The organism is Candidatus Pelagibacter sp. HIMB1506 (assembly GCF_052047935.1).
GTDB lineage: Bacteria > Pseudomonadota > Alphaproteobacteria > Pelagibacterales > Pelagibacteraceae > Pelagibacter.
This window is the reverse complement of sequence record NZ_JBNAIS010000001.1, coordinates 649,551-665,764: the sequence shown is the minus strand read 5'-3', so window position 1 is coordinate 665,764 and position 16,214 is coordinate 649,551. Positions and strand designations below refer to the sequence as shown.

22 protein-coding genes are annotated in these 16,214 nt (G+C 29.6%); 15 read left to right on the top strand and 7 right to left on the bottom strand.

Annotated features, from left to right (window positions below; genetic code table 11):
- Positions 1 to 17: 17 nt before the first annotated feature.
- Complete coding sequence (bcp, locus tag ACTTA8_RS03665; RefSeq protein ID WP_440654376.1) at positions 18 to 485, bottom strand: thioredoxin-dependent thiol peroxidase; 468 nt, start codon at positions 483 to 485, stop codon at positions 18 to 20.
- Positions 486 to 570: 85 nt separating this feature from the next.
- Here bcp and ACTTA8_RS03660 point away from each other — a divergent pair, with 85 nt between their 5' ends.
- Positions 571 to 915 carry a rhodanese-like domain-containing protein gene (locus ACTTA8_RS03660; RefSeq protein WP_440654374.1) on the top strand — a complete coding sequence of 115 codons (345 nt, stop codon included), beginning with the start codon at positions 571 to 573 and terminating at the stop codon, positions 913 to 915.
- On the opposite strand, the gene ACTTA8_RS03655 is transcribed toward ACTTA8_RS03660, so the two are convergent.
- Both ACTTA8_RS03655 and ACTTA8_RS03650 read right to left on the bottom strand, forming a co-directional pair.
- On the bottom strand, positions 912 to 1,490 hold the full coding sequence (locus ACTTA8_RS03655) for a 2-hydroxychromene-2-carboxylate isomerase (RefSeq protein ID WP_440654373.1): 579 nt from the start codon (positions 1,488 to 1,490) through the stop codon (positions 912 to 914). The two genes, ACTTA8_RS03660 and ACTTA8_RS03655, sit on opposite strands and share 4 nt — an antisense overlap.
- Entirely contained in the window at positions 1,483 to 1,956 is a 474-nt protein-coding gene (locus ACTTA8_RS03650; RefSeq protein WP_440654372.1) for an ABA4-like family protein, read from the bottom strand. The genes ACTTA8_RS03655 and ACTTA8_RS03650 overlap by 8 nt, the downstream gene beginning before the upstream one ends.
- A gap of 24 nt (positions 1,957 to 1,980) precedes the next feature.
- Here ACTTA8_RS03650 and ACTTA8_RS03645 point away from each other — a divergent pair, with 24 nt between their 5' ends.
- Positions 1,981 to 2,544 carry a regulatory protein RecX gene (locus ACTTA8_RS03645; protein WP_440654370.1) on the top strand — a complete coding sequence of 188 codons (564 nt, stop codon included), beginning with the start codon at positions 1,981 to 1,983 and terminating at the stop codon, positions 2,542 to 2,544.
- On the opposite strand, the gene ACTTA8_RS03640 is transcribed toward ACTTA8_RS03645, so the two are convergent.
- The 3 genes from ACTTA8_RS03640 to ACTTA8_RS03630 are packed head-to-tail and all read right to left on the bottom strand — an operon-like array spanning position 2,536 to position 3,617.
- Positions 2,536 to 2,679 carry a hypothetical protein gene (locus ACTTA8_RS03640; protein WP_440654369.1) on the bottom strand — a complete coding sequence of 48 codons (144 nt, stop codon included), beginning with the start codon at positions 2,677 to 2,679 and terminating at the stop codon, positions 2,536 to 2,538. The two genes, ACTTA8_RS03645 and ACTTA8_RS03640, sit on opposite strands and share 9 nt — an antisense overlap.
- Positions 2,679 to 3,443, bottom strand: a complete 765-nt coding sequence (locus ACTTA8_RS03635; protein WP_440654368.1) for a 3'(2'),5'-bisphosphate nucleotidase CysQ family protein — start codon at positions 3,441 to 3,443, stop codon at positions 2,679 to 2,681. Before ACTTA8_RS03635 ends, ACTTA8_RS03640 begins: the two co-directional genes overlap by 1 nt.
- A gap of 3 nt (positions 3,444 to 3,446) precedes the next feature.
- Positions 3,447 to 3,617, bottom strand: a complete 171-nt coding sequence (locus ACTTA8_RS03630) for a DUF3553 domain-containing protein (protein WP_075506600.1) — start codon at positions 3,615 to 3,617, stop codon at positions 3,447 to 3,449.
- Between the two features lie 41 nt (positions 3,618 to 3,658).
- Here ACTTA8_RS03630 and mnmA point away from each other — a divergent pair, with 41 nt between their 5' ends.
- The 13 genes from mnmA to ACTTA8_RS03565 all read left to right on the top strand — a co-directional run bounded on the left by mnmA (position 3,659) and on the right by ACTTA8_RS03565 (position 15,129).
- On the top strand, positions 3,659 to 4,777 hold the full coding sequence (gene mnmA, locus ACTTA8_RS03625) for a tRNA 2-thiouridine(34) synthase MnmA (protein WP_440654366.1): 1,119 nt from the start codon (positions 3,659 to 3,661) through the stop codon (positions 4,775 to 4,777).
- Positions 4,778 to 4,940: 163 nt separating this feature from the next.
- Entirely contained in the window at positions 4,941 to 6,116 is a 1,176-nt protein-coding gene (locus tag ACTTA8_RS03620; protein ID WP_440654364.1) for a trans-sulfuration enzyme family protein, read from the top strand.
- Positions 6,113 to 7,333: an MFS transporter gene (locus tag ACTTA8_RS03615; RefSeq protein ID WP_440648669.1), complete on the top strand. Its 1,221-nt coding sequence runs from the start codon at positions 6,113 to 6,115 to the stop codon at positions 7,331 to 7,333. Before ACTTA8_RS03620 ends, ACTTA8_RS03615 begins: the two co-directional genes overlap by 4 nt.
- The gene (locus ACTTA8_RS03610; protein ID WP_440634937.1) at positions 7,311 to 8,525 is read left to right on the top strand and encodes a chorismate-binding protein; all 1,215 of its coding nucleotides are present in this window, start codon (positions 7,311 to 7,313) and stop codon (positions 8,523 to 8,525) included. The genes ACTTA8_RS03615 and ACTTA8_RS03610 overlap by 23 nt, the downstream gene beginning before the upstream one ends.
- Positions 8,522 to 9,082 (top strand): aminodeoxychorismate/anthranilate synthase component II, encoded by a 561-nt coding sequence (locus ACTTA8_RS03605; RefSeq protein ID WP_440654362.1) that lies wholly within the window; start codon positions 8,522 to 8,524, stop codon positions 9,080 to 9,082. Before ACTTA8_RS03610 ends, ACTTA8_RS03605 begins: the two co-directional genes overlap by 4 nt.
- Entirely contained in the window at positions 9,042 to 9,785 is a 744-nt protein-coding gene (locus ACTTA8_RS03600; RefSeq protein ID WP_440654361.1) for an aminotransferase class IV, read from the top strand. Before ACTTA8_RS03605 ends, ACTTA8_RS03600 begins: the two co-directional genes overlap by 41 nt.
- A gap of 2 nt (positions 9,786 to 9,787) precedes the next feature.
- On the top strand, positions 9,788 to 10,186 hold the full coding sequence (locus ACTTA8_RS03595) for an HIT family protein (protein ID WP_440634934.1): 399 nt from the start codon (positions 9,788 to 9,790) through the stop codon (positions 10,184 to 10,186).
- 98 nt (positions 10,187 to 10,284) lie between these two features.
- Positions 10,285 to 11,079 (top strand): adenylyl-sulfate reductase, encoded by a 795-nt coding sequence (locus tag ACTTA8_RS03590; RefSeq protein ID WP_440654359.1) that lies wholly within the window; start codon positions 10,285 to 10,287, stop codon positions 11,077 to 11,079.
- Between the two features lie 33 nt (positions 11,080 to 11,112).
- Entirely contained in the window at positions 11,113 to 11,583 is a 471-nt protein-coding gene (gene aprB, locus ACTTA8_RS03585) for an adenylyl-sulfate reductase subunit beta (protein ID WP_075506608.1), read from the top strand.
- On the top strand, positions 11,583 to 13,442 hold the full coding sequence (gene aprA / locus ACTTA8_RS03580) for an adenylyl-sulfate reductase subunit alpha (protein WP_262589350.1): 1,860 nt from the start codon (positions 11,583 to 11,585) through the stop codon (positions 13,440 to 13,442). Before aprB ends, aprA begins: the two co-directional genes overlap by 1 nt.
- Before the next feature lie 27 nt (positions 13,443 to 13,469).
- Positions 13,470 to 13,820, top strand: a complete 351-nt coding sequence (locus ACTTA8_RS03575; protein ID WP_075506610.1) for a hypothetical protein — start codon at positions 13,470 to 13,472, stop codon at positions 13,818 to 13,820.
- Positions 13,821 to 13,886: 66 nt separating this feature from the next.
- A complete protein-coding gene (locus tag ACTTA8_RS03570; protein WP_440654358.1) occupies positions 13,887 to 14,021 on the top strand; it encodes a hypothetical protein in 135 nt (44 codons plus the stop codon).
- Positions 14,022 to 14,049: 28 nt separating this feature from the next.
- Positions 14,050 to 15,129 (top strand): TSUP family transporter, encoded by a 1,080-nt coding sequence (locus tag ACTTA8_RS03565; RefSeq protein ID WP_440654356.1) that lies wholly within the window; start codon positions 14,050 to 14,052, stop codon positions 15,127 to 15,129.
- Here ACTTA8_RS03565 and ACTTA8_RS03560 read toward each other — a convergent pair.
- Positions 15,126 to 16,199, bottom strand: coding sequence for a YeiH family protein (locus ACTTA8_RS03560; protein ID WP_440654355.1), 1,074 nt, complete (start codon positions 16,197 to 16,199; stop codon positions 15,126 to 15,128). The genes ACTTA8_RS03565 and ACTTA8_RS03560 overlap by 4 nt on opposite strands.
- Between the last annotated feature and the right edge of the window lie 15 nt (positions 16,200 to 16,214).

Below are 16,214 nucleotides of genomic sequence, written 5' to 3'. Positions count from 1 at the left end.
AAATAAGGAGCCTTTTTTTATTTTGAAATATCTTTTAATGTTTCTAGGACTTCTTTGGCGTGATCTTTTACTTTAACGTTTTCCCAGATTTTTAGGATTTTACCTTTTTTATCAATTAAAAAAGTTGTTCTATTTACTCCCATAAATTCTCGTCCCATAAATTTTTTCTTACCCCAGACTTTGTATTTTTTTAGTACTTTAATCTCCTCATCTGCGAGTAAATCAAATTTAATTTTGTATTTATCTCTGAATTTATCGTGACTTTTTAAGCTATCTTTTGAAATCCCATATACTTCACAATCTAGCTTTTTAAATTTTGCCAACAATTTATTGAAGTCATTAGTTTCAATTGTACATCCAGGTGTATCATCTTTTGGGTAAAAATATAAAACCACATATTTCCCAAGTGAATCTTTTAAAGAATATTTATCTTTTGATGTTGATGGAATGACAAAACTAGGTGCTTTAGAATTTATTTTTAACATAATACTCTAGCTATATAGTCCTTTTTTGATATTTTAAAATAAAATAATTAAATTAAAACTTACCTAAACCAAATAATTAAATTTTATGAGTGATATAAAAACTATAAATGCTGATGAAGCTTATCAAATGGTTAAAGAAAACAAATGCAATCTAATTGATATTAGAGAATTAAATGAATTAGAACTTACAGGAAAAGTTGAAGGAGCTAACCATATACCTATGGGAAATTTAGAAGTTCTTCTTGATCCTAATAGTGATGTTTATAAAAATGGTCAAATTTATAAAGATAAAGAAGTGGTTTTGTTTTGTGCTGGAGGGATAAGATCTGAGATGTCTGTAAAGTCCTTAACTGAAAAAGGCTTTAAAAATATCTCCCACATTGAAGGTGGTTTTGGGTCTATAAGCAATAGTAGTTTTAAAATAGTTTAAATATTTTTAATTTCATCTAAAGCGTATTCTAGGCGGTCTTGTCCCCAGAAAATTTTATTATTAACTATAAAAGTTGGAGCTCCAAATACCTCTTTTTCAAAAGCTTCTTGAGTTAATTCTTTTAATTTATCTTTAATATCTTGATTACCAATAGAATTAAAAAAACTATTCTCATCAATTTTTAATTTTTTTAATAGTATTTTGATATTTTCTTCATAAGATAAATCTATATCTTCTTTCCAATAAGCTTCAAAAAAACTATTTAAGTATTCTTCTTTTTTATTATCTTTAACACAAAGATAACCTCTCATTATACTTAAAGAGTTTATTGGAAATCTAGAATTCCATCTGAAACTTATGTTATTTTTTTTTGAAACAAGCTCACAATCATTTTGCATATTTTTCATTTTATACTTGTTAAAAGCAGGAGCTGTAATACCTGCTAAGTTGTGAAGACCACCTAACAATATTGGCTTTAATTTAAAATCAACATTTTTAATTTTTAAAATTTTTTTATATGCGATGTAAGCGTAAGGGCTAATAATATCGAAGTAAAAATCTATATGATCACTCATATAGATTTAGTCTTTTGGCGTAAAAAATTCTAATTATCCAATAAATAAATAATCCTATAGGTCCAATTAGGTATGTAATTATTAAAGGAACTGACATTAAAACTTTATTTACATAGTATTTTTGAGAGTCTTTAACCATCCACCCACCAACAAATAAATTTATAGCTACAAAATGAGTCCAGAAAAGAGTTAGGTATAGATTGTCTTCAAACAGTCGAGACAACTCAACTAAACCAAGATACAAACTAAAATTAGCATCGAAGTCATAACCAACGATGAAAGATCTGTATAAAATGTAAATATAAACCCCACTTAATAATAGAAATGGAAATATAGTAGTTACTACATACCTACTTAAGTGTGACTGGGGAAAAACTATTAAGATAAACCAAAAAGGTATAACTCCTAGATTGATCCACATATAAAGAACATCAATTGTGAAATAGTTATAAATTTGTTCGATCATATTTATATTATATAAAATCTAACGATGATTCCTATAAGAAATAAAAGAAAAACACTTCAAGTTACTGTTGATGAAATGAGGAATTTTGCATTTGCTTATGTTGAAAAATATGCACCTTCAAAACAACAACTTAAAACATATTTATTAAAAAAATATATGAAACTCTCTGCAACAGACTCTCGAAAAAAAGATGTGAATAAATTAATCGATATTGTTCTATCCGATCTAGAAAAAAATAAATTTATCAATGATCAATTTTATTCAGAAAGTAAAGCAAAGAGTATGATCCAAAGAGGAAATTCGATAAATAAAATTAGAAATTATTTAATGGGAAAGGGAATAGATGATGGTTTTATCAAGGATACAGTTGAGAAAATAAAACAAGATAATTCTGATCAAGATTTCTTTTCAGCAATAAAATTATGTAAGAAAAAGAGAATAGGACCAGCAAGAGCAGAGGATAATAGAACTTTGTTTTATAAAAAAGATATTTCTTTACTAGCAAGAAACGGATTTGATTTTGAAACATCAAAAAAAGTAATGGATATTGATAAAAATGAATATGAAAAAATAATTAAATTACTTTAATTTTCTTTTTTTCTCTTCATCAACAAGATGATTTATTTTGTTTCTAATATAATTTTTAACAAAAACAAAAACTAGTAATCCAAAAATTGAGATAGATACTATTATAATTAAAATAATTCTTAATTGCTCATCCATTAAATTATATTTTTACTTTTTAAAATTAAACTAGGATTTTTTAAATCTTTCTTACCATATAAAATCTCATTCCCATTAAAGTCTCTAACAGACCCTCCTGCATTTTCTAAAATTGCATGTCCTGCTGCAATATCCCATTCATAAGCTCGAGGTTCAGCAACATAACCATCAAACTCACATGCAGCAACAACACAAAATTTTAAAGAACTTTTCATTCTAGTATGCTCCTTAACACCTAACTCATCATAAATTTTTTGTATCTCAGGTTTAATTTTATTGCTGTAAGAAATGAAATTAAGTGGCTCAGTTCTTTTAGATGGTAACTCAGAAAGGTTTATTGTTTTTTCGTTGGTAAACTCAAAAGATTTGCCTTTCCTATATGAATAAAACATTCTTTTTTTAGCAGGTGCATTTATTAATCCTGCAACAGGTCTATTGTTGATAATTAAACCTGCATTAATAGTAAATTCCTCTAAATTGTTTATGTAATCATAGGTTCCATCAATAGGATCCACCAACCAAAAATCTTTTAATTTAGAGTTATCTTTGTTTTCAGAAGTTTCTTCTGAAATAATTGGAATATCAGGTGTTACCTTTGATATTTCAGAAGATATGAAATTATTTACTTCAATATCACCATTACTCACCGGTGTATTGTCAGATTTAATTTCTTTACTTAATCCTTTTTCTCTAAGCTGAAGAGACAAGTCTCCTGCTGATAAAAAAGTATCAACTAAATCCTCAATAATTTTTTGTAAGTCCATCTTTTATTTACCAATTTTTTTTAATTCTATATTTTTTGCATTTATTACTTTTTTACCTGCATTTTCAAAATTGACAGTAACCTTATCTTTTATGATTGATTGTACTTGTCCAATGCCCCAGTCTTTATTCTCAGGATTAGTGACTTTGTCGCCTGGTTCATAATCTAAAATCATTTAATTTAACTTATATTGTAAATCAGTATAAATACCACCTAATGAATAAAGAATTAAACTCTATCGGAATTGACAAAAAACCTGAAGATACAACAGTCGTTGTTGCAATGTCTGGTGGGGTAGACTCGTCAACTGTAGCAGGAATTATGAAAAACGAAGGTTATAAAGTTATAGGAATAACCCTTAAACTTTATGATGATGGAAAAGAAGTAGCGCAATCTAAACAGTGTTGCTCAGGTCAAGATATAATGGATGCAAAACGTGTTGCTCACAAATTAGGTATTGAGCATAAAATTTTATATTATCAAGATAAATTCAAGCAAGGAGTAATAGATAATTTTGTTGATAGTTATTTAAAAGGTGAAACTCCAATTCCATGTGTTCAATGTAATCAAACAGTAAAGTTTAAAGATTTATTTGAAGTTTCAAAAGATCTTAAAGCAGATGCATTAGTTACAGGTCATTATGTAAAAAATATCACATCAAACAACACCAATAATATGTATAGAGCAATTGATGAAAATAGGGATCAAAGTTATTTTCTATTCAACACAACTAGAGAGCAATTAGATTATTTGAGATTTCCATTAGGTGGAATGTTAAAAGATAAAACAAGAGAAATTGCTAAAGAGTTAGATTTAAATGTAGCTGATAAACCAGATAGTCAGGATATTTGTTTTGTGCCTAATGGAGATTATGCATCAGTAATTAGAAAATTTAGACCAGACTCTTTTCAAAAAGGTAATATTAAAAATTTAGATGGAAAAGTAATCGGTGTTCATGATGGTATTATTAATTTTACAATTGGACAAAGAAAGGGAATTAAGGTTTCAGATAAAGAAGCTTTATATGTTTTAAAAATAAATTCAGACAAAAATGAAATTATAGTAGGACCCAAAGAAAACCTTGGAAAAAAAGAAATATCTTTAAAAGATTTAAACTTATTAACTGACAAAAAAGATCTTGATCAAAATATATTTGTAAAGGTTAGATCAACAGGTAGTCTTCTTGAGGCAAAAGTAGATTTAAAAGACAATAATACTGCAAATGTTCATCTATTAAATCCTGAGGATGGAATATCTCCAGGACAGGCATGCGTATTCTATAGCAAAGACCAATATGGTCATAGAGTTCTGGGTGGTGGTTGGATTAAAGAATAAAAGAATTATTTCTTCTTATTTTTTCTTTTTGCTCTTCTCTTTTTGGAGCCTTGTTTTCTTCGACCCCTATGTTTCTTCGGATAACTCATTTGGTCCTATTTATTAATTTATTGACGTTTTTTACGGGATATAGCATTGTCTTTTAAACATATCAAATTTTATTATGAGCAATTCTTTTAAAACATTTTTAAAACATACAGCGAAAGACTTTCATAATCAGTCAGTTAATCCACCAATTGTGCGTGCATCAACGATTATTTTCAAATCTATGCAAGATATTAGGAAAACGCAAGACAAGGCAAAAAAAAACCCAACAGGTGGACATTTTGATTATGGCAGACAAGGAACTTCAACGACTCACATCTTACAACAAATTTTATCTAAACTTGAAGAAAGCTATTTTACTTTTTTAACACCCACTGGGTTTGGAGCGGTATTCCTTGCAATCTTCAGTGTTACAAGACCTGGTGATGAAATTATTGCAGCTGACCCAGTTTACAGTCCTACAAGACTTTTGACACAAGATTTTTTAAAAGAATTTAATATCAAAACAACTTTTTATGATCCACACGATCTTAAGACATTAGAAAAAGCAATTACTAAAAAAACTAAATTAATTTTCGTAGAAAACCCAGGAAGTAACACTTTTGATTTTCAAGATTTAGGGAAGATTGTCTCCATAGCAAAAAAACATAAAATTTTAACAGCAATTGATAATACGTGGGGAACTCCATATTTTTTAAAACCTATTAAACTCGGTTTTGATATGGCAATTGTTTCAGCAACAAAATATTACTCAGGTCATTCTGATGTAATGGGTGGAAGTTTAGCGGTTAATAAAAAGGTATTTCCAAAAGTAAAAGCAACTGAAAGAGTTACAGGTTTAAGATTAGGACCTGATGACGCTTATTTAATTACAAGAGGATTAAGAACTTTAGATGTAAGATTAGATAGACATAGAGAAAATGCAAAAAAAGTAGCAGAATTTTTATCTAAATTTAAAAATATAAAATTATTGTATCCATACAAAAAAGACTCTTACAATTTTAGAATGTGGAAAAAATATTATTCAGGTGCTTCAGGTTTAATGGGTTTAAGAATTAAAGCCAAAAGTGAAAAAGCAGTTGTTAAATTTGTAAATAATTTAAAATTATTTGGACACGGTTACAGTTGGGGAGGGTTTGAAAGTTTAGCATTGCATCAAAATGTTAGAGAACAAGGAAATAGAAGCTATCTTAAATTAGCAAAAAACGAATACATAGTTAGACTGCATATTGGTTTAGAGGATCCAGCAGATCTTATAGCTGATATAAAACAAGCTCTCAAAAGTCTTAAATGAGCTCAGAAAATTTTACTATAAGTAAAAAAGCTTTAATTACTCTAATAGCTGCATCGATAGTAGTAATAATTTCTTTAGGTATAAGACAGACTTTTGGTTTGTTTTATTTTGATTTCAATACTGACCTAGATATTTCTATTTCTCATTTTGGATTTGCTATGGGACTGCAGTTATTACTCTGGGGAGTATTTAGTCCATTATTTGGTGTAATTACTGATAAGTATGGAGGTGCAGTTGCAATATTTATTGGTTTTGTTTTTTATTTAGTTGGAGTTTTATTTTTTTATTCTGGATTTAATACCGGAAGTTACTTTACTTTAACTATAGGAGTAATGATAGGAATTGGGTTAGGTTCTACGGCAATAGGTATTCCTGTATCAGTTGTAGCTAAGCATTTTCCAGCATCTAATAGAACTATTGCAACAGGTATAGTTACATGCGCAGGTTCTTTTGGATATTTTGTTTCACCTTTACTTGTAAGATATTCTTTAGTTGAAACAGGTTGGGAAAATACTCTTTTATACTTTTCTCTTCTTTTAGGAATTGGCTTGGTAATATCTTTATTTGTTAGCACTCCAAAAATACCAGTTGGTGTTAATAAAGATAACAATCAAACTGCAAGAGAAGCTTTAAAAGAAGCATTTGCAAATAAAAGTTTTATCTATCTTACTTTAGGTTTTTTTGTTTGTGGTTGGCATATTGCTTTAGTAGCAACACATATTCCAACTTATATGGCAGACAAAGGTTTGCCTGACTGGACACCAGCAATGGTGCTAGCTTTAATTGGTGTATTTAATATGGCTGGTACGATTACGAGTGGCTATTTAGCAACAAGGTATAGTAAGAAAAAAATATTAAGTGCAATTTACCTATTAAGAGGAGTTTCAATTATTTATTTTATTTTTTTACCACCAAGTATATTTAATTCTGTCGTCTTTGGAGTTACTTTTGGATTTTTATGGCTATCTACAGTTCCTCCAACAAATGGAATTGTGGCCCATATATTTGGCACAAAATACGTTGGACTTTTATATGGAATAGTTTTCGTAAGCCATCAAATTGGTTCTTTCTTAGGAGCATATCTAGGTGGTGTATTTTATGAATTAAATGGAAATTTTGACTATGCATGGTACGGATCTATCGCATTATCATTATTTGCAGGTCTGATACACTTACCTATAGTAGAGAAAGCAATTGAAAGAACACAGCCAGCATAAACTTAAATTCAACCCTTACTTAGAGGATCTGTATCAATCAGATAAGCCTTTAATAATTTATAAAGTAGATGGTGGATACAATATTTATACTGATTTTTCTAAAAAGATCATTTTAACAAAAAAAAATATATATAAATTTCTTAATTCCATCGAGAAAAAAAAGTTTAAAAAAGAAACAGATTTATATCTTGGTTTTTTTGGTTATGAAATTTTATGTAATTTAATTGGTATTAAATTAAAAAATAAAAAAAGAATAAATTTTTATAAAGGAATTTTTTATAAACCCGAGACAATAATTAAAATTAGAAAGGATATTAAAGTTATATCTAATATCAAAAAACACACCTTCAATTATCAATTTAATAAAACTCAAATACTAAGTCCTTTCAAGATTAATATTTCTTATGCAAAATATAGAAAAATATTTGAATTATTTTCAAAAAAAATAAGACAAGGAGAGACTTATCAAATTAAAATTTGCACAAAATATAAGAATAAATCTTTAATCAATCCTGTTAATTTTTTTTGGAAATTAATGCGAGTTAATTCTTCACCAGAGTCATTTATGATTAAAGATAAGGATTACTCTATAGTAAGTTGTTCTCCTGAAACATTAATAGATAAGAAAAAAAATAAAATAATTACCAAACCAATAGCTGGTACCTTTAAGAAAAAATTATTATCAAATAAAAATATAGCTCTTAGGTATTTTAAAAATAATGAAAAAGAAACCAAAGAACACAACATGATAGTTGATATGGAAAGAAGTGATTTATCAAAAATTTGTAAACCTGGAAGTGTAAAAATACTTAAAAAAAAATATGTCGAGGAATATAAGCATCTTTTTCATTATGTGACTTCAATCGGTGGAATATTAAATAAAAATACGAAATTGATTGATATTATTAAAGCAATGATGCCAGGTGGATCTGTAATTGGTTGTCCTAAAATTAGAACTTTGGAACTTTTAAATAATCAAGAAAAAGAAAGTAGAAATATTTTTACAGGGAGTTTTGGAATTATTAAATTTAATCAAGATATGAAGTTTAATATTATAATCAGATCTATATTAAATTATAAAAATCAATCAGAGATTTCAGCTGCGTCTGGAGTAGTGCTAGATAGCTCTCCAAAGAAAGAATTTAACGAAAATTATATTAAAGCAAAATCTTTATTGGAGTTATTTAAATGATTTACATAATTGATCATCAAGACTCTTTCACATGGAATGTTGTTCATCAATTTGCAAAATTTGATAAAGTAATTTGCTCAAACTATTATGAAGTAAATGATAGATTACTTGATAGAAGTGATGTGATTGTTTTATCACCAGGACCCGGATCACCAATGGATTATCCCACTACTTCAAAAATCTATAAAAAATACAAAGGAAAGAAAAAAATTATTGGTATTTGTCTTGGATATCAAATGATTTTACATAATGAGGGAGGCAAAATAATACAACAAAAAAAAATTTACCATGGTTTTCAATCTAAAATAAAAACAAATAATCAAAGTAAAATTTTTAAAAACAATCAAGAGTTCAAAGTGGGAAGATATCATTCATTAAAATTAATGGAGCCATTTAAATCAAATTCTATTAAAATAACTATGAGATGTAGTAAAACAAAAATACCAATGGGCCTTGAGGATAATCAAAACAAAATATACGGATTTCAATTTCATCCAGAATCTTTTTTAACAGAAAATGGTAACACTCTTATTAAAAAAATCTTATCAGCTAAGTAATCTTAAAGAAGTTGCATTTAAAGATCTTTGGGGATCCAGAGGTGTATTTACAACAATGCGTATGGTTGGAAAACCTCCCAAGATAATATTGTTAAAACCACATATTGAAAACTTAATTAAATCTACAAAAAAATATGCAATTAGAAAAAAAAACTTAAAGAATATTATTTTAGATCTAATTAAAAAAAATACACTTTACAAAGGTCCTGATAATTTATTTAGAATTGCTTTAAATAAAAAACTAATATCTGTATCTATAAGAAAAAGACCAAAAATTAAAAAAAATTTTAGTCTTTTATTATTTAAATATAAAAGAGTTGAGCCAAATTATAAAAATCTTTATTACAAAAAAATTTTAGCAAAACTTAGTAAGGTTGACTCTTCTAAATTTGATATTGCTTTAGTTGCAAACAATAAAATATTAGAAACAGGCACTTCAAATTTAGTCTTTGTTAAAAATGGAAAAATATTTTCTCCAAAAAAAAATTGTTATTTTGGAAATACACTTAAGTTTATAAGTAAAAAAGTTAAAATTAATTTTAAAGATATATCAATTAAAGAAATTAATGATTATGAAGAAATAATTCTTATTGGATCAGGAAAGGGAGTTATGTCAGTGTCAAAAATAGATGAATTAAAATGGAAAAGTCGAAATAATGTTTCCTTTAATAAACTTAGAAAAATATATAATACTCTAATTTAAATATGAGAGATCCTAACAATCCTTGTTTATTCTGTGATTCAAAAAAAAGTGGTATTGCTCATGAAAATGATCTTGCTTATGCAAGTTTCGACTCTTATCCTGTTTCTGATCACCACTGTTTAATAATTCCTAAGCGTCATATTAAAGATTATTTTGACATGACAAATGATGAATTGATTGCTTGCAATGATCTTATCCAAATAGTTAAAAATGAAATTCTAAGTAAAGATACTAATGTTAAAGGATTTAATATTGGGACAAATGCTGGAAAAATTGCAGGTCAATCTATAATGCATTGCCATATACACTTGATACCAAGAAGAGAAGGTGACGTTGATAACCCCCAAGGTGGGGTAAGATCAGTAATTCCTAATAAACAACATTACAAACGTAAACCGTAAGTTGTTATTAATGACAAAATTGACCAATAGTTTTAGTTGAACTCTTTATTTAACTAGACTAGAAAATCTCAAACTAACTTTACAAATAATTTAAAATTATGTTATCTACAAATCCTTTTTCAATTTTAGCTGAAACAGTCTCACCTTTTGCAATGCAAAGCTTCATAATTGCTATGGTAATTTTGATTGCAGCAGGAACAATTATACAAATGATTGTTCACAAAAACGTTACTTATTTTTTTAATAATGCCAAAAAAGCAAAAGCTAATGCTGTTAAGGAATTGAGTTCAGGAGAAAGAGCTTCAATTATCGCAAAGACAACAGTTTATGATATCGGCACAACTGCAGAACTTGGATTTGGAAAAAGAAGGCTTGCACATGTTCTTGGTATGTATGGAACAATATTATTTTGGGTTGCATCAGCAGTTTTAGTATTTTGCTACACAGGAGCTGATAAACCTACTTCAGCTACTTGGTCTATGGTTTGGCATGTAGGCGCAATACTTACATGTGTTGGTGGTTATTGGTTTTGGTTTTTTTTAAGAGTAGATGTATCTGCGGAAGCGCATCCTTGGTACAGAATAATCAAAGCTGATTTATTTGTTTTAGCTTTATTAGCTTGTTCGACTTTTGGTTTATTGTGGTCTTACACACAATCTAATGGTCAAGCAGGATTATCTTATTTATTTTTGACTTTATTTGTCCTTTCAAATTTAGTTTTATTTGGAGGAGTTTACTGGTCTAAATTTGCACACATGTTTTATAAACCTGGTGCAGCAATCCAAAAAAATTTAGCAGAAGCAGATGGTTCGCGAGACAACTTACCTCCTCCTGCTGACGCGCCTGAACAGTTTGGTTTAGGTATTAAAAGAGAGCAACCTAAACACTATTAATATGATAAAATTAAAAAAGGAGAATAAATAATTATGTCAACTTTTGTATACATGACAAGATGTGATGGCTGTGGTCACTGTGTAGATATTTGTCCATCAGATATTATGCACATAGATGAAAATATCAGACGTGCAAAAAATATTGAACCTAACTTTTGTTGGGAATGTTATTCATGTGTAAAAGCATGCCCAAATCATGCAATAGACGTAAGAGGTTATGCTGATTTTGCTCCTATGGGTCATAGCGTTAGAGTTAGAAGAGAAGAAGAAAAAGGAACAATTTCATGGAAGATCAAATTTAGAAATGGAACAGAGAAAAACTTTGTTTCTCCAATTACTACAAAGCCATGGGGTAAATTTATTCCAAAACTTGCTGAAGGTGACAAACCAAACCAAGGTGAGATTAATTCACAAAGACTTTATACTGAGCCAGAAGGTTTAAATATTGATGGTGAATTACCATCAGTTCCAAAAGAGTCGTTTAAAAAAGGAGTTTACTACTAATGGCTAGACATAAAACACATTACGAAGATTGCGATATATTAGTTGTTGGTGGTGGTATGGCTGGAACAGGTGCTACGTTCGAAGCTAGACACTGGGGAAGAGATATGAAAATTGTTTGTGTAGAAAAAGCAAACATAGATAGAAGTGGAGCTGTTGCTCAAGGTCTTTATGCAATCAATTGTTACATGGGAATGCAATGGGGAGAAAATCAACCTGAAGACCATGTCAGATATGCAAGAAATGACTTAATGGGAATGGTTAGAGAAGATTTAGGTTACGACATGGCTAGACACGTAGACTCTACTGTTCACATGTTTGATGAATGGGGTCTTCCAATGATGAAAAATGAACAAACTGGAAGATATTTAAGAGAAGGTAAATGGCAGATCATGATCCATGGTGAAAGTTACAAACCTATTGTTGCTGAGGCGGCAAAAAAATCTGCTGACAAAATTTATAATAGAATAATGATCACTCATTTACTTATGGATGAGTCACAAGATAATAGAATTGGTGGAGCTGTTGGTTTCAACATGAGAACAGGTGATTTTCATGTTTTTAGAGCAAAAGCTGTAATAGTTGCAGCTGGTGGTGCTTCTCATATCTTCAAACCAAGAGCAGTTGGAGAAGGAATGGGTAGAACTTGGTATGCCCCTTGGAGTAACGGTTCAGCATATGCTCTTCCTATTGCTGCTGGAGCTAAAATGACACAAATGGAAAATAGAATTGTGTTATGTAGATTTAAAGACGGTTATGGGCCAGTTGGAGCTTATTTCTTACACTTAAAAACGTATACCCAGAACGCTAATGGGGAAAATTATGAGAAGAAATGGTATGATCAAACTAAAGAATTAGTTGGCGAATATATTGATCATCACCCAACACCTACTTGTTTAAGAAATCATGCTTTCATTCAAGAAGTTGCTGCTGGTGGTGGACCAATTCATATGGTTACAACTGAAGCTTTCCAAGATCCACATTTAGAAACAGTTGGTTGGGAGAACTTCTTAGGAATGACTGTTGGTCAAGCTGTAGTATGGGCGTCTCAAAACATTGATCCTAAATACACAAATCCTGAATTAACAACTTCAGAACCTTATGTAATGGGTTCACACGCTACTTGTTCAGGAGCTTGGGTAAGTGGTCCTGAAGATTTATCTCCACCAGAATATTTCTGGGGTTATAACAGAATGCTTACAATTGATGGTTTATTTGGTGCTGGAGACACTGTGGGTGGAAGTGCTCATAAGTTTTCATCTGGATCTTTCACAGAAGGTCGATTAGCTGCTAAAGCTGCTGTTAAGTATATCGAAGATAAAAAAGCTGAAGGAGTAAAGGTTTCAGACAAACAATGTGAGGATTTCAAAGCTATGGTTTACAAACCACTTGAAAACTTCACTGTTGCACAAAACGAAATCACTGGTGGAACTGTTTCTCCTAGCTATATATCACCAATCCAAGGTCTACAAAGACTACAGAAGATTATGGATGAATATGTAGGTGGAATTACATCTAATTATATGACTAATGGCAATATGTTGAAAAGAGGCCTTGAATTACTTGAATGGCTTCAAGAGGATCTTGAGCATGTTGGTGCTGAGGATTATCACCAATTGATGAGAGCTTGGGAATTGAAACATAGAGCTTTAACTTCTCAGTGTGTAACTGAACATACTTTATTTAGAGAAGAGACTAGATGGCCAGGATACTATTATAGAGGAGATCATATGAAACTTGATGATGATAATTGGCATTGTCTGACAGTTTCTAGAAGAGATCCAAAAACTGGTAAATTTAGTATGGAGAAGGTTCCTGTCTACCACATCGTGGATGAGAACGAGAAGAAAAAAGCTTCTTAAGATACTTTAATTAGAAATAGATAAGTTATGGATATTTTATCAAAAAAAGATGATGAAATATATGAGTTGGCTAAACCTATTTGGTTTAACCTGGTAAAATCGTCAAATTTAAAAGATTATGGTGGATTTACCAGAGATTTTTCAACTCAGATGCTCTTTGGAGCTAATGAGGTAGAGCTTGGAAAACAATGGGCTAACAATAAGCTTATCACTAATCTTCATGAAACGTTCGAGCCTTTTGGATGTCTTAGAAGAGGTGAGCATATAACCGTTCTGATAAAACAGACTAATAAAGAAATACCAGGAGAATTTCTAGGAAGGTTGGTTTTAGGTGTTGAGGATGAAATGGTTAAAGTTTTTGGCGCAACGATCTATTAGAAAAAAATTTATCTAATATTAAAATAATATTTGACAATTTGTTTTCCGGGTGTATTGACGCACTTAATGCAATTTTCTAACGTAAAAATTTTCAATAGACTAACTACCTTAAAAGTTTCTTTAGTAAAAACAGGTATATTTTTAAGTCTAGCTGCTTATTGGGGAGTTATTATAGTTGGAACTTTTATTACTTTTAACTAAGTTGTTTTTAAACAATTTATTTATTTAAATGGATGTATTTTTACCCATCGCGCAAGTTTTTGTTAATCCAATAGAAATTCTTATATTAAGTGCAATCGTTGGTGTTCTTTCTGGATTGTTTGGAGTGGGTGGTGGTTTTTTAATGACACCTTTTTTAATTTTTTTAGGAATTCCTCCTGCATACGCAGTTGCAAATGAAGCAAACAATATCTTAGCTACATCTGTATCTGGTTCAACAACACATTATTTAAAAAATACTTTAGATTACAAAATGGGTTTAATGATTGTCATTGGTGGTGCCATAGGTACCTCATTAGGAATTTTTACTTTTTCTTATTTTAAAGGTATTGGAAAGATTGATATAGTGATCTCTTTAGCTTACATGTATATTTTAGCAATCATTGGATCTTTAATGTTAGTCGAGAGCCTAGGTGAGATTGATAAAGCCAAAAGAAATATTTTAGTTAAAAAAAAATTACATGTTCATTATTGGATTCATGGTCTTCCTTTAAGAATGAGATTTCCAAAATCAAAATTATATGAAAGTATTTTTACCCCAATAGTTATTGGTTTAGTAGTTGGTTTTATTGCTGCAATAATGGGAATAGGTGGAGCATTTATATTAGTACCAGCAATGATTTATATAATTAAGATGCCAACCAAACTTGTTCCTGGAACATCGCTTTTTGTTACTATTTTTGTAAGTGTAATTGTCACTTTCTTGCATTCATTTAATTATGGCTCGATTGATTTACTTTTAGTATTTCTACTTGTTATTGGATCAATAATAGGTGTTCAGATTGGACAAAAATTAGGAGAAAAAATTGATAGCTCAGGATTACGAGCATTGATGGCTATTTTGATTTTAGCAGTTGGTATTGCCATCGCTTATGATTCATTTTTTGCAGATCATGATACAAATTCAACAATCACTTCTGTAATTCCTGATTTAAATTTTTTCTCTAAATTTATTTTAGATTTTTCTAATGAGATGCCATTCTTTTATGGCTTATTTTCAATTATGTTTGCAATATTTTTAGGTGTAGCTGCAGCATTTATAAGAAGATTTTTTTCAAATCTTAAAAAACAAATTTTGTTGAAATCTTAATTGAATAAATAAAGATATAACTCAATAGTACCCAAACAAACAATTCCAACAGTAGCCATTCCAATAAATCCAACCACAAAAGGTTTGTAACCCATATTTTTTATATCTCTCAAATTGGTAGACATACCAATTGCTGCCATTGCCATTGTTAGGAATATTTTTGATAAAGATTTAATTCCATCTACAGTGTTGAGCCAAATTTCATTATTGTTAGTAATAAAAATTTGATCACCAACATTTCGAACAATAATCATTGCAACAAAACCAAGTACAAAATAGGGAAAAATATCAATTATTGAGTATTTTTTTTCTTTAGATTGGCCTCTGTTATAAAGATACGCAAACAGGGGTATCATAATAATCAAAAAAGTATTTCTGATTAGTTTAGTAACTGTTGCTACATTTAAAGTCTCTGGACTATTGAATTGCTGATCATAGATCAATCCAGCAGCCGCTACTTGCGCTGTTTCGTGTATAGAGGTTCCTAAAAATAAACCAATTAAAAGTGGTTCACCATTAAAATAAAAATTTGCAAAGTATGGGTAGATCAACATTGAAAGAATTCCAAACAAAGTGATGTTCGCAATTGCGTAAGATATCTCATTTTTTTTGGCACTAATAACAGGGGCGGTTGCCATGATTGCTGTTGTTCCACAAACTGTACTGCCAATTGATATTAAATAAGCCATTCTTGTTGGGATTTTTAATCTCTTAATTAAAAGTTTAATAACAACTAATACACTTACAATGCAAATTACAATTAAAGGAATAGCAATTGCACCAAATTCAAGAAACTCAAAAGGTTTTAATTGAATACCTAAGCAAATTATTCCAAGTTTTAAAATATTCTTTTGAGTAAAATCCAAACCTCTTATGAAACTTTCTCTTATTTTAAAAATATTTCCAAAGAACATTCCTAAAAGGATTGCTATCATTGCAGTGGATATAGGACTTTTTTCATATCCGAGTAACTCTGTGCCTATGATATTATTAAAACCTTGCGATAGCGTGTAAAGAACAAACGCAAGTATAATACCAGGTAAAAGTACCAGGTACTTATTTTTAGACATAAACTAGGGTTATTT

What these genes read in the sequence shown, in the direction of transcription:
- bcp (WP_440654376.1), bottom strand. Translation starts at nt 485, where the DNA reads ATGTTAAAAATAAATTCTAAAGCACCTAGTTTTGTCATTCCATCAACA.
- ACTTA8_RS03660 (WP_440654374.1), top strand. Translation starts at nt 571, where the DNA reads ATGAGTGATATAAAAACTATAAATGCTGATGAAGCTTATCAAATGGTT.
- ACTTA8_RS03655 (WP_440654373.1), bottom strand. Translation starts at nt 1,490, where the DNA reads ATGAGTGATCATATAGATTTTTACTTCGATATTATTAGCCCTTACGCT.
- ACTTA8_RS03650 (WP_440654372.1), bottom strand. Translation starts at nt 1,956, where the DNA reads ATGATCGAACAAATTTATAACTATTTCACAATTGATGTTCTTTATATG.
- ACTTA8_RS03645 (WP_440654370.1), top strand. Translation starts at nt 1,981, where the DNA reads ATGATTCCTATAAGAAATAAAAGAAAAACACTTCAAGTTACTGTTGAT.
- ACTTA8_RS03640 (WP_440654369.1), bottom strand. Translation starts at nt 2,679, where the DNA reads ATGGATGAGCAATTAAGAATTATTTTAATTATAATAGTATCTATCTCA.
- ACTTA8_RS03635 (WP_440654368.1), bottom strand. Translation starts at nt 3,443, where the DNA reads ATGGACTTACAAAAAATTATTGAGGATTTAGTTGATACTTTTTTATCA.
- ACTTA8_RS03630 (WP_075506600.1), bottom strand. Translation starts at nt 3,617, where the DNA reads ATGATTTTAGATTATGAACCAGGCGACAAAGTCACTAATCCTGAGAAT.
- mnmA (WP_440654366.1), top strand. Translation starts at nt 3,659, where the DNA reads ATGAATAAAGAATTAAACTCTATCGGAATTGACAAAAAACCTGAAGAT.
- ACTTA8_RS03620 (WP_440654364.1), top strand. Translation starts at nt 4,941, where the DNA reads ATGAGCAATTCTTTTAAAACATTTTTAAAACATACAGCGAAAGACTTT.
- ACTTA8_RS03615 (WP_440648669.1), top strand. Translation starts at nt 6,113, where the DNA reads ATGAGCTCAGAAAATTTTACTATAAGTAAAAAAGCTTTAATTACTCTA.
- ACTTA8_RS03605 (WP_440654362.1), top strand. Translation starts at nt 8,522, where the DNA reads ATGATTTACATAATTGATCATCAAGACTCTTTCACATGGAATGTTGTT.
- ACTTA8_RS03600 (WP_440654361.1), top strand. Translation starts at nt 9,042, where the DNA reads ATGGTAACACTCTTATTAAAAAAATCTTATCAGCTAAGTAATCTTAAA.
- ACTTA8_RS03595 (WP_440634934.1), top strand. Translation starts at nt 9,788, where the DNA reads ATGAGAGATCCTAACAATCCTTGTTTATTCTGTGATTCAAAAAAAAGT.
- ACTTA8_RS03590 (WP_440654359.1), top strand. Translation starts at nt 10,285, where the DNA reads ATGTTATCTACAAATCCTTTTTCAATTTTAGCTGAAACAGTCTCACCT.
- aprB (WP_075506608.1), top strand. Translation starts at nt 11,113, where the DNA reads ATGTCAACTTTTGTATACATGACAAGATGTGATGGCTGTGGTCACTGT.
- aprA (WP_262589350.1), top strand. Translation starts at nt 11,583, where the DNA reads ATGGCTAGACATAAAACACATTACGAAGATTGCGATATATTAGTTGTT.
- ACTTA8_RS03575 (WP_075506610.1), top strand. Translation starts at nt 13,470, where the DNA reads ATGGATATTTTATCAAAAAAAGATGATGAAATATATGAGTTGGCTAAA.
- ACTTA8_RS03570 (WP_440654358.1), top strand. Translation starts at nt 13,887, where the DNA reads ATGCAATTTTCTAACGTAAAAATTTTCAATAGACTAACTACCTTAAAA.
- ACTTA8_RS03565 (WP_440654356.1), top strand. Translation starts at nt 14,050, where the DNA reads ATGGATGTATTTTTACCCATCGCGCAAGTTTTTGTTAATCCAATAGAA.
- ACTTA8_RS03560 (WP_440654355.1), bottom strand. Translation starts at nt 16,199, where the DNA reads ATGTCTAAAAATAAGTACCTGGTACTTTTACCTGGTATTATACTTGCG.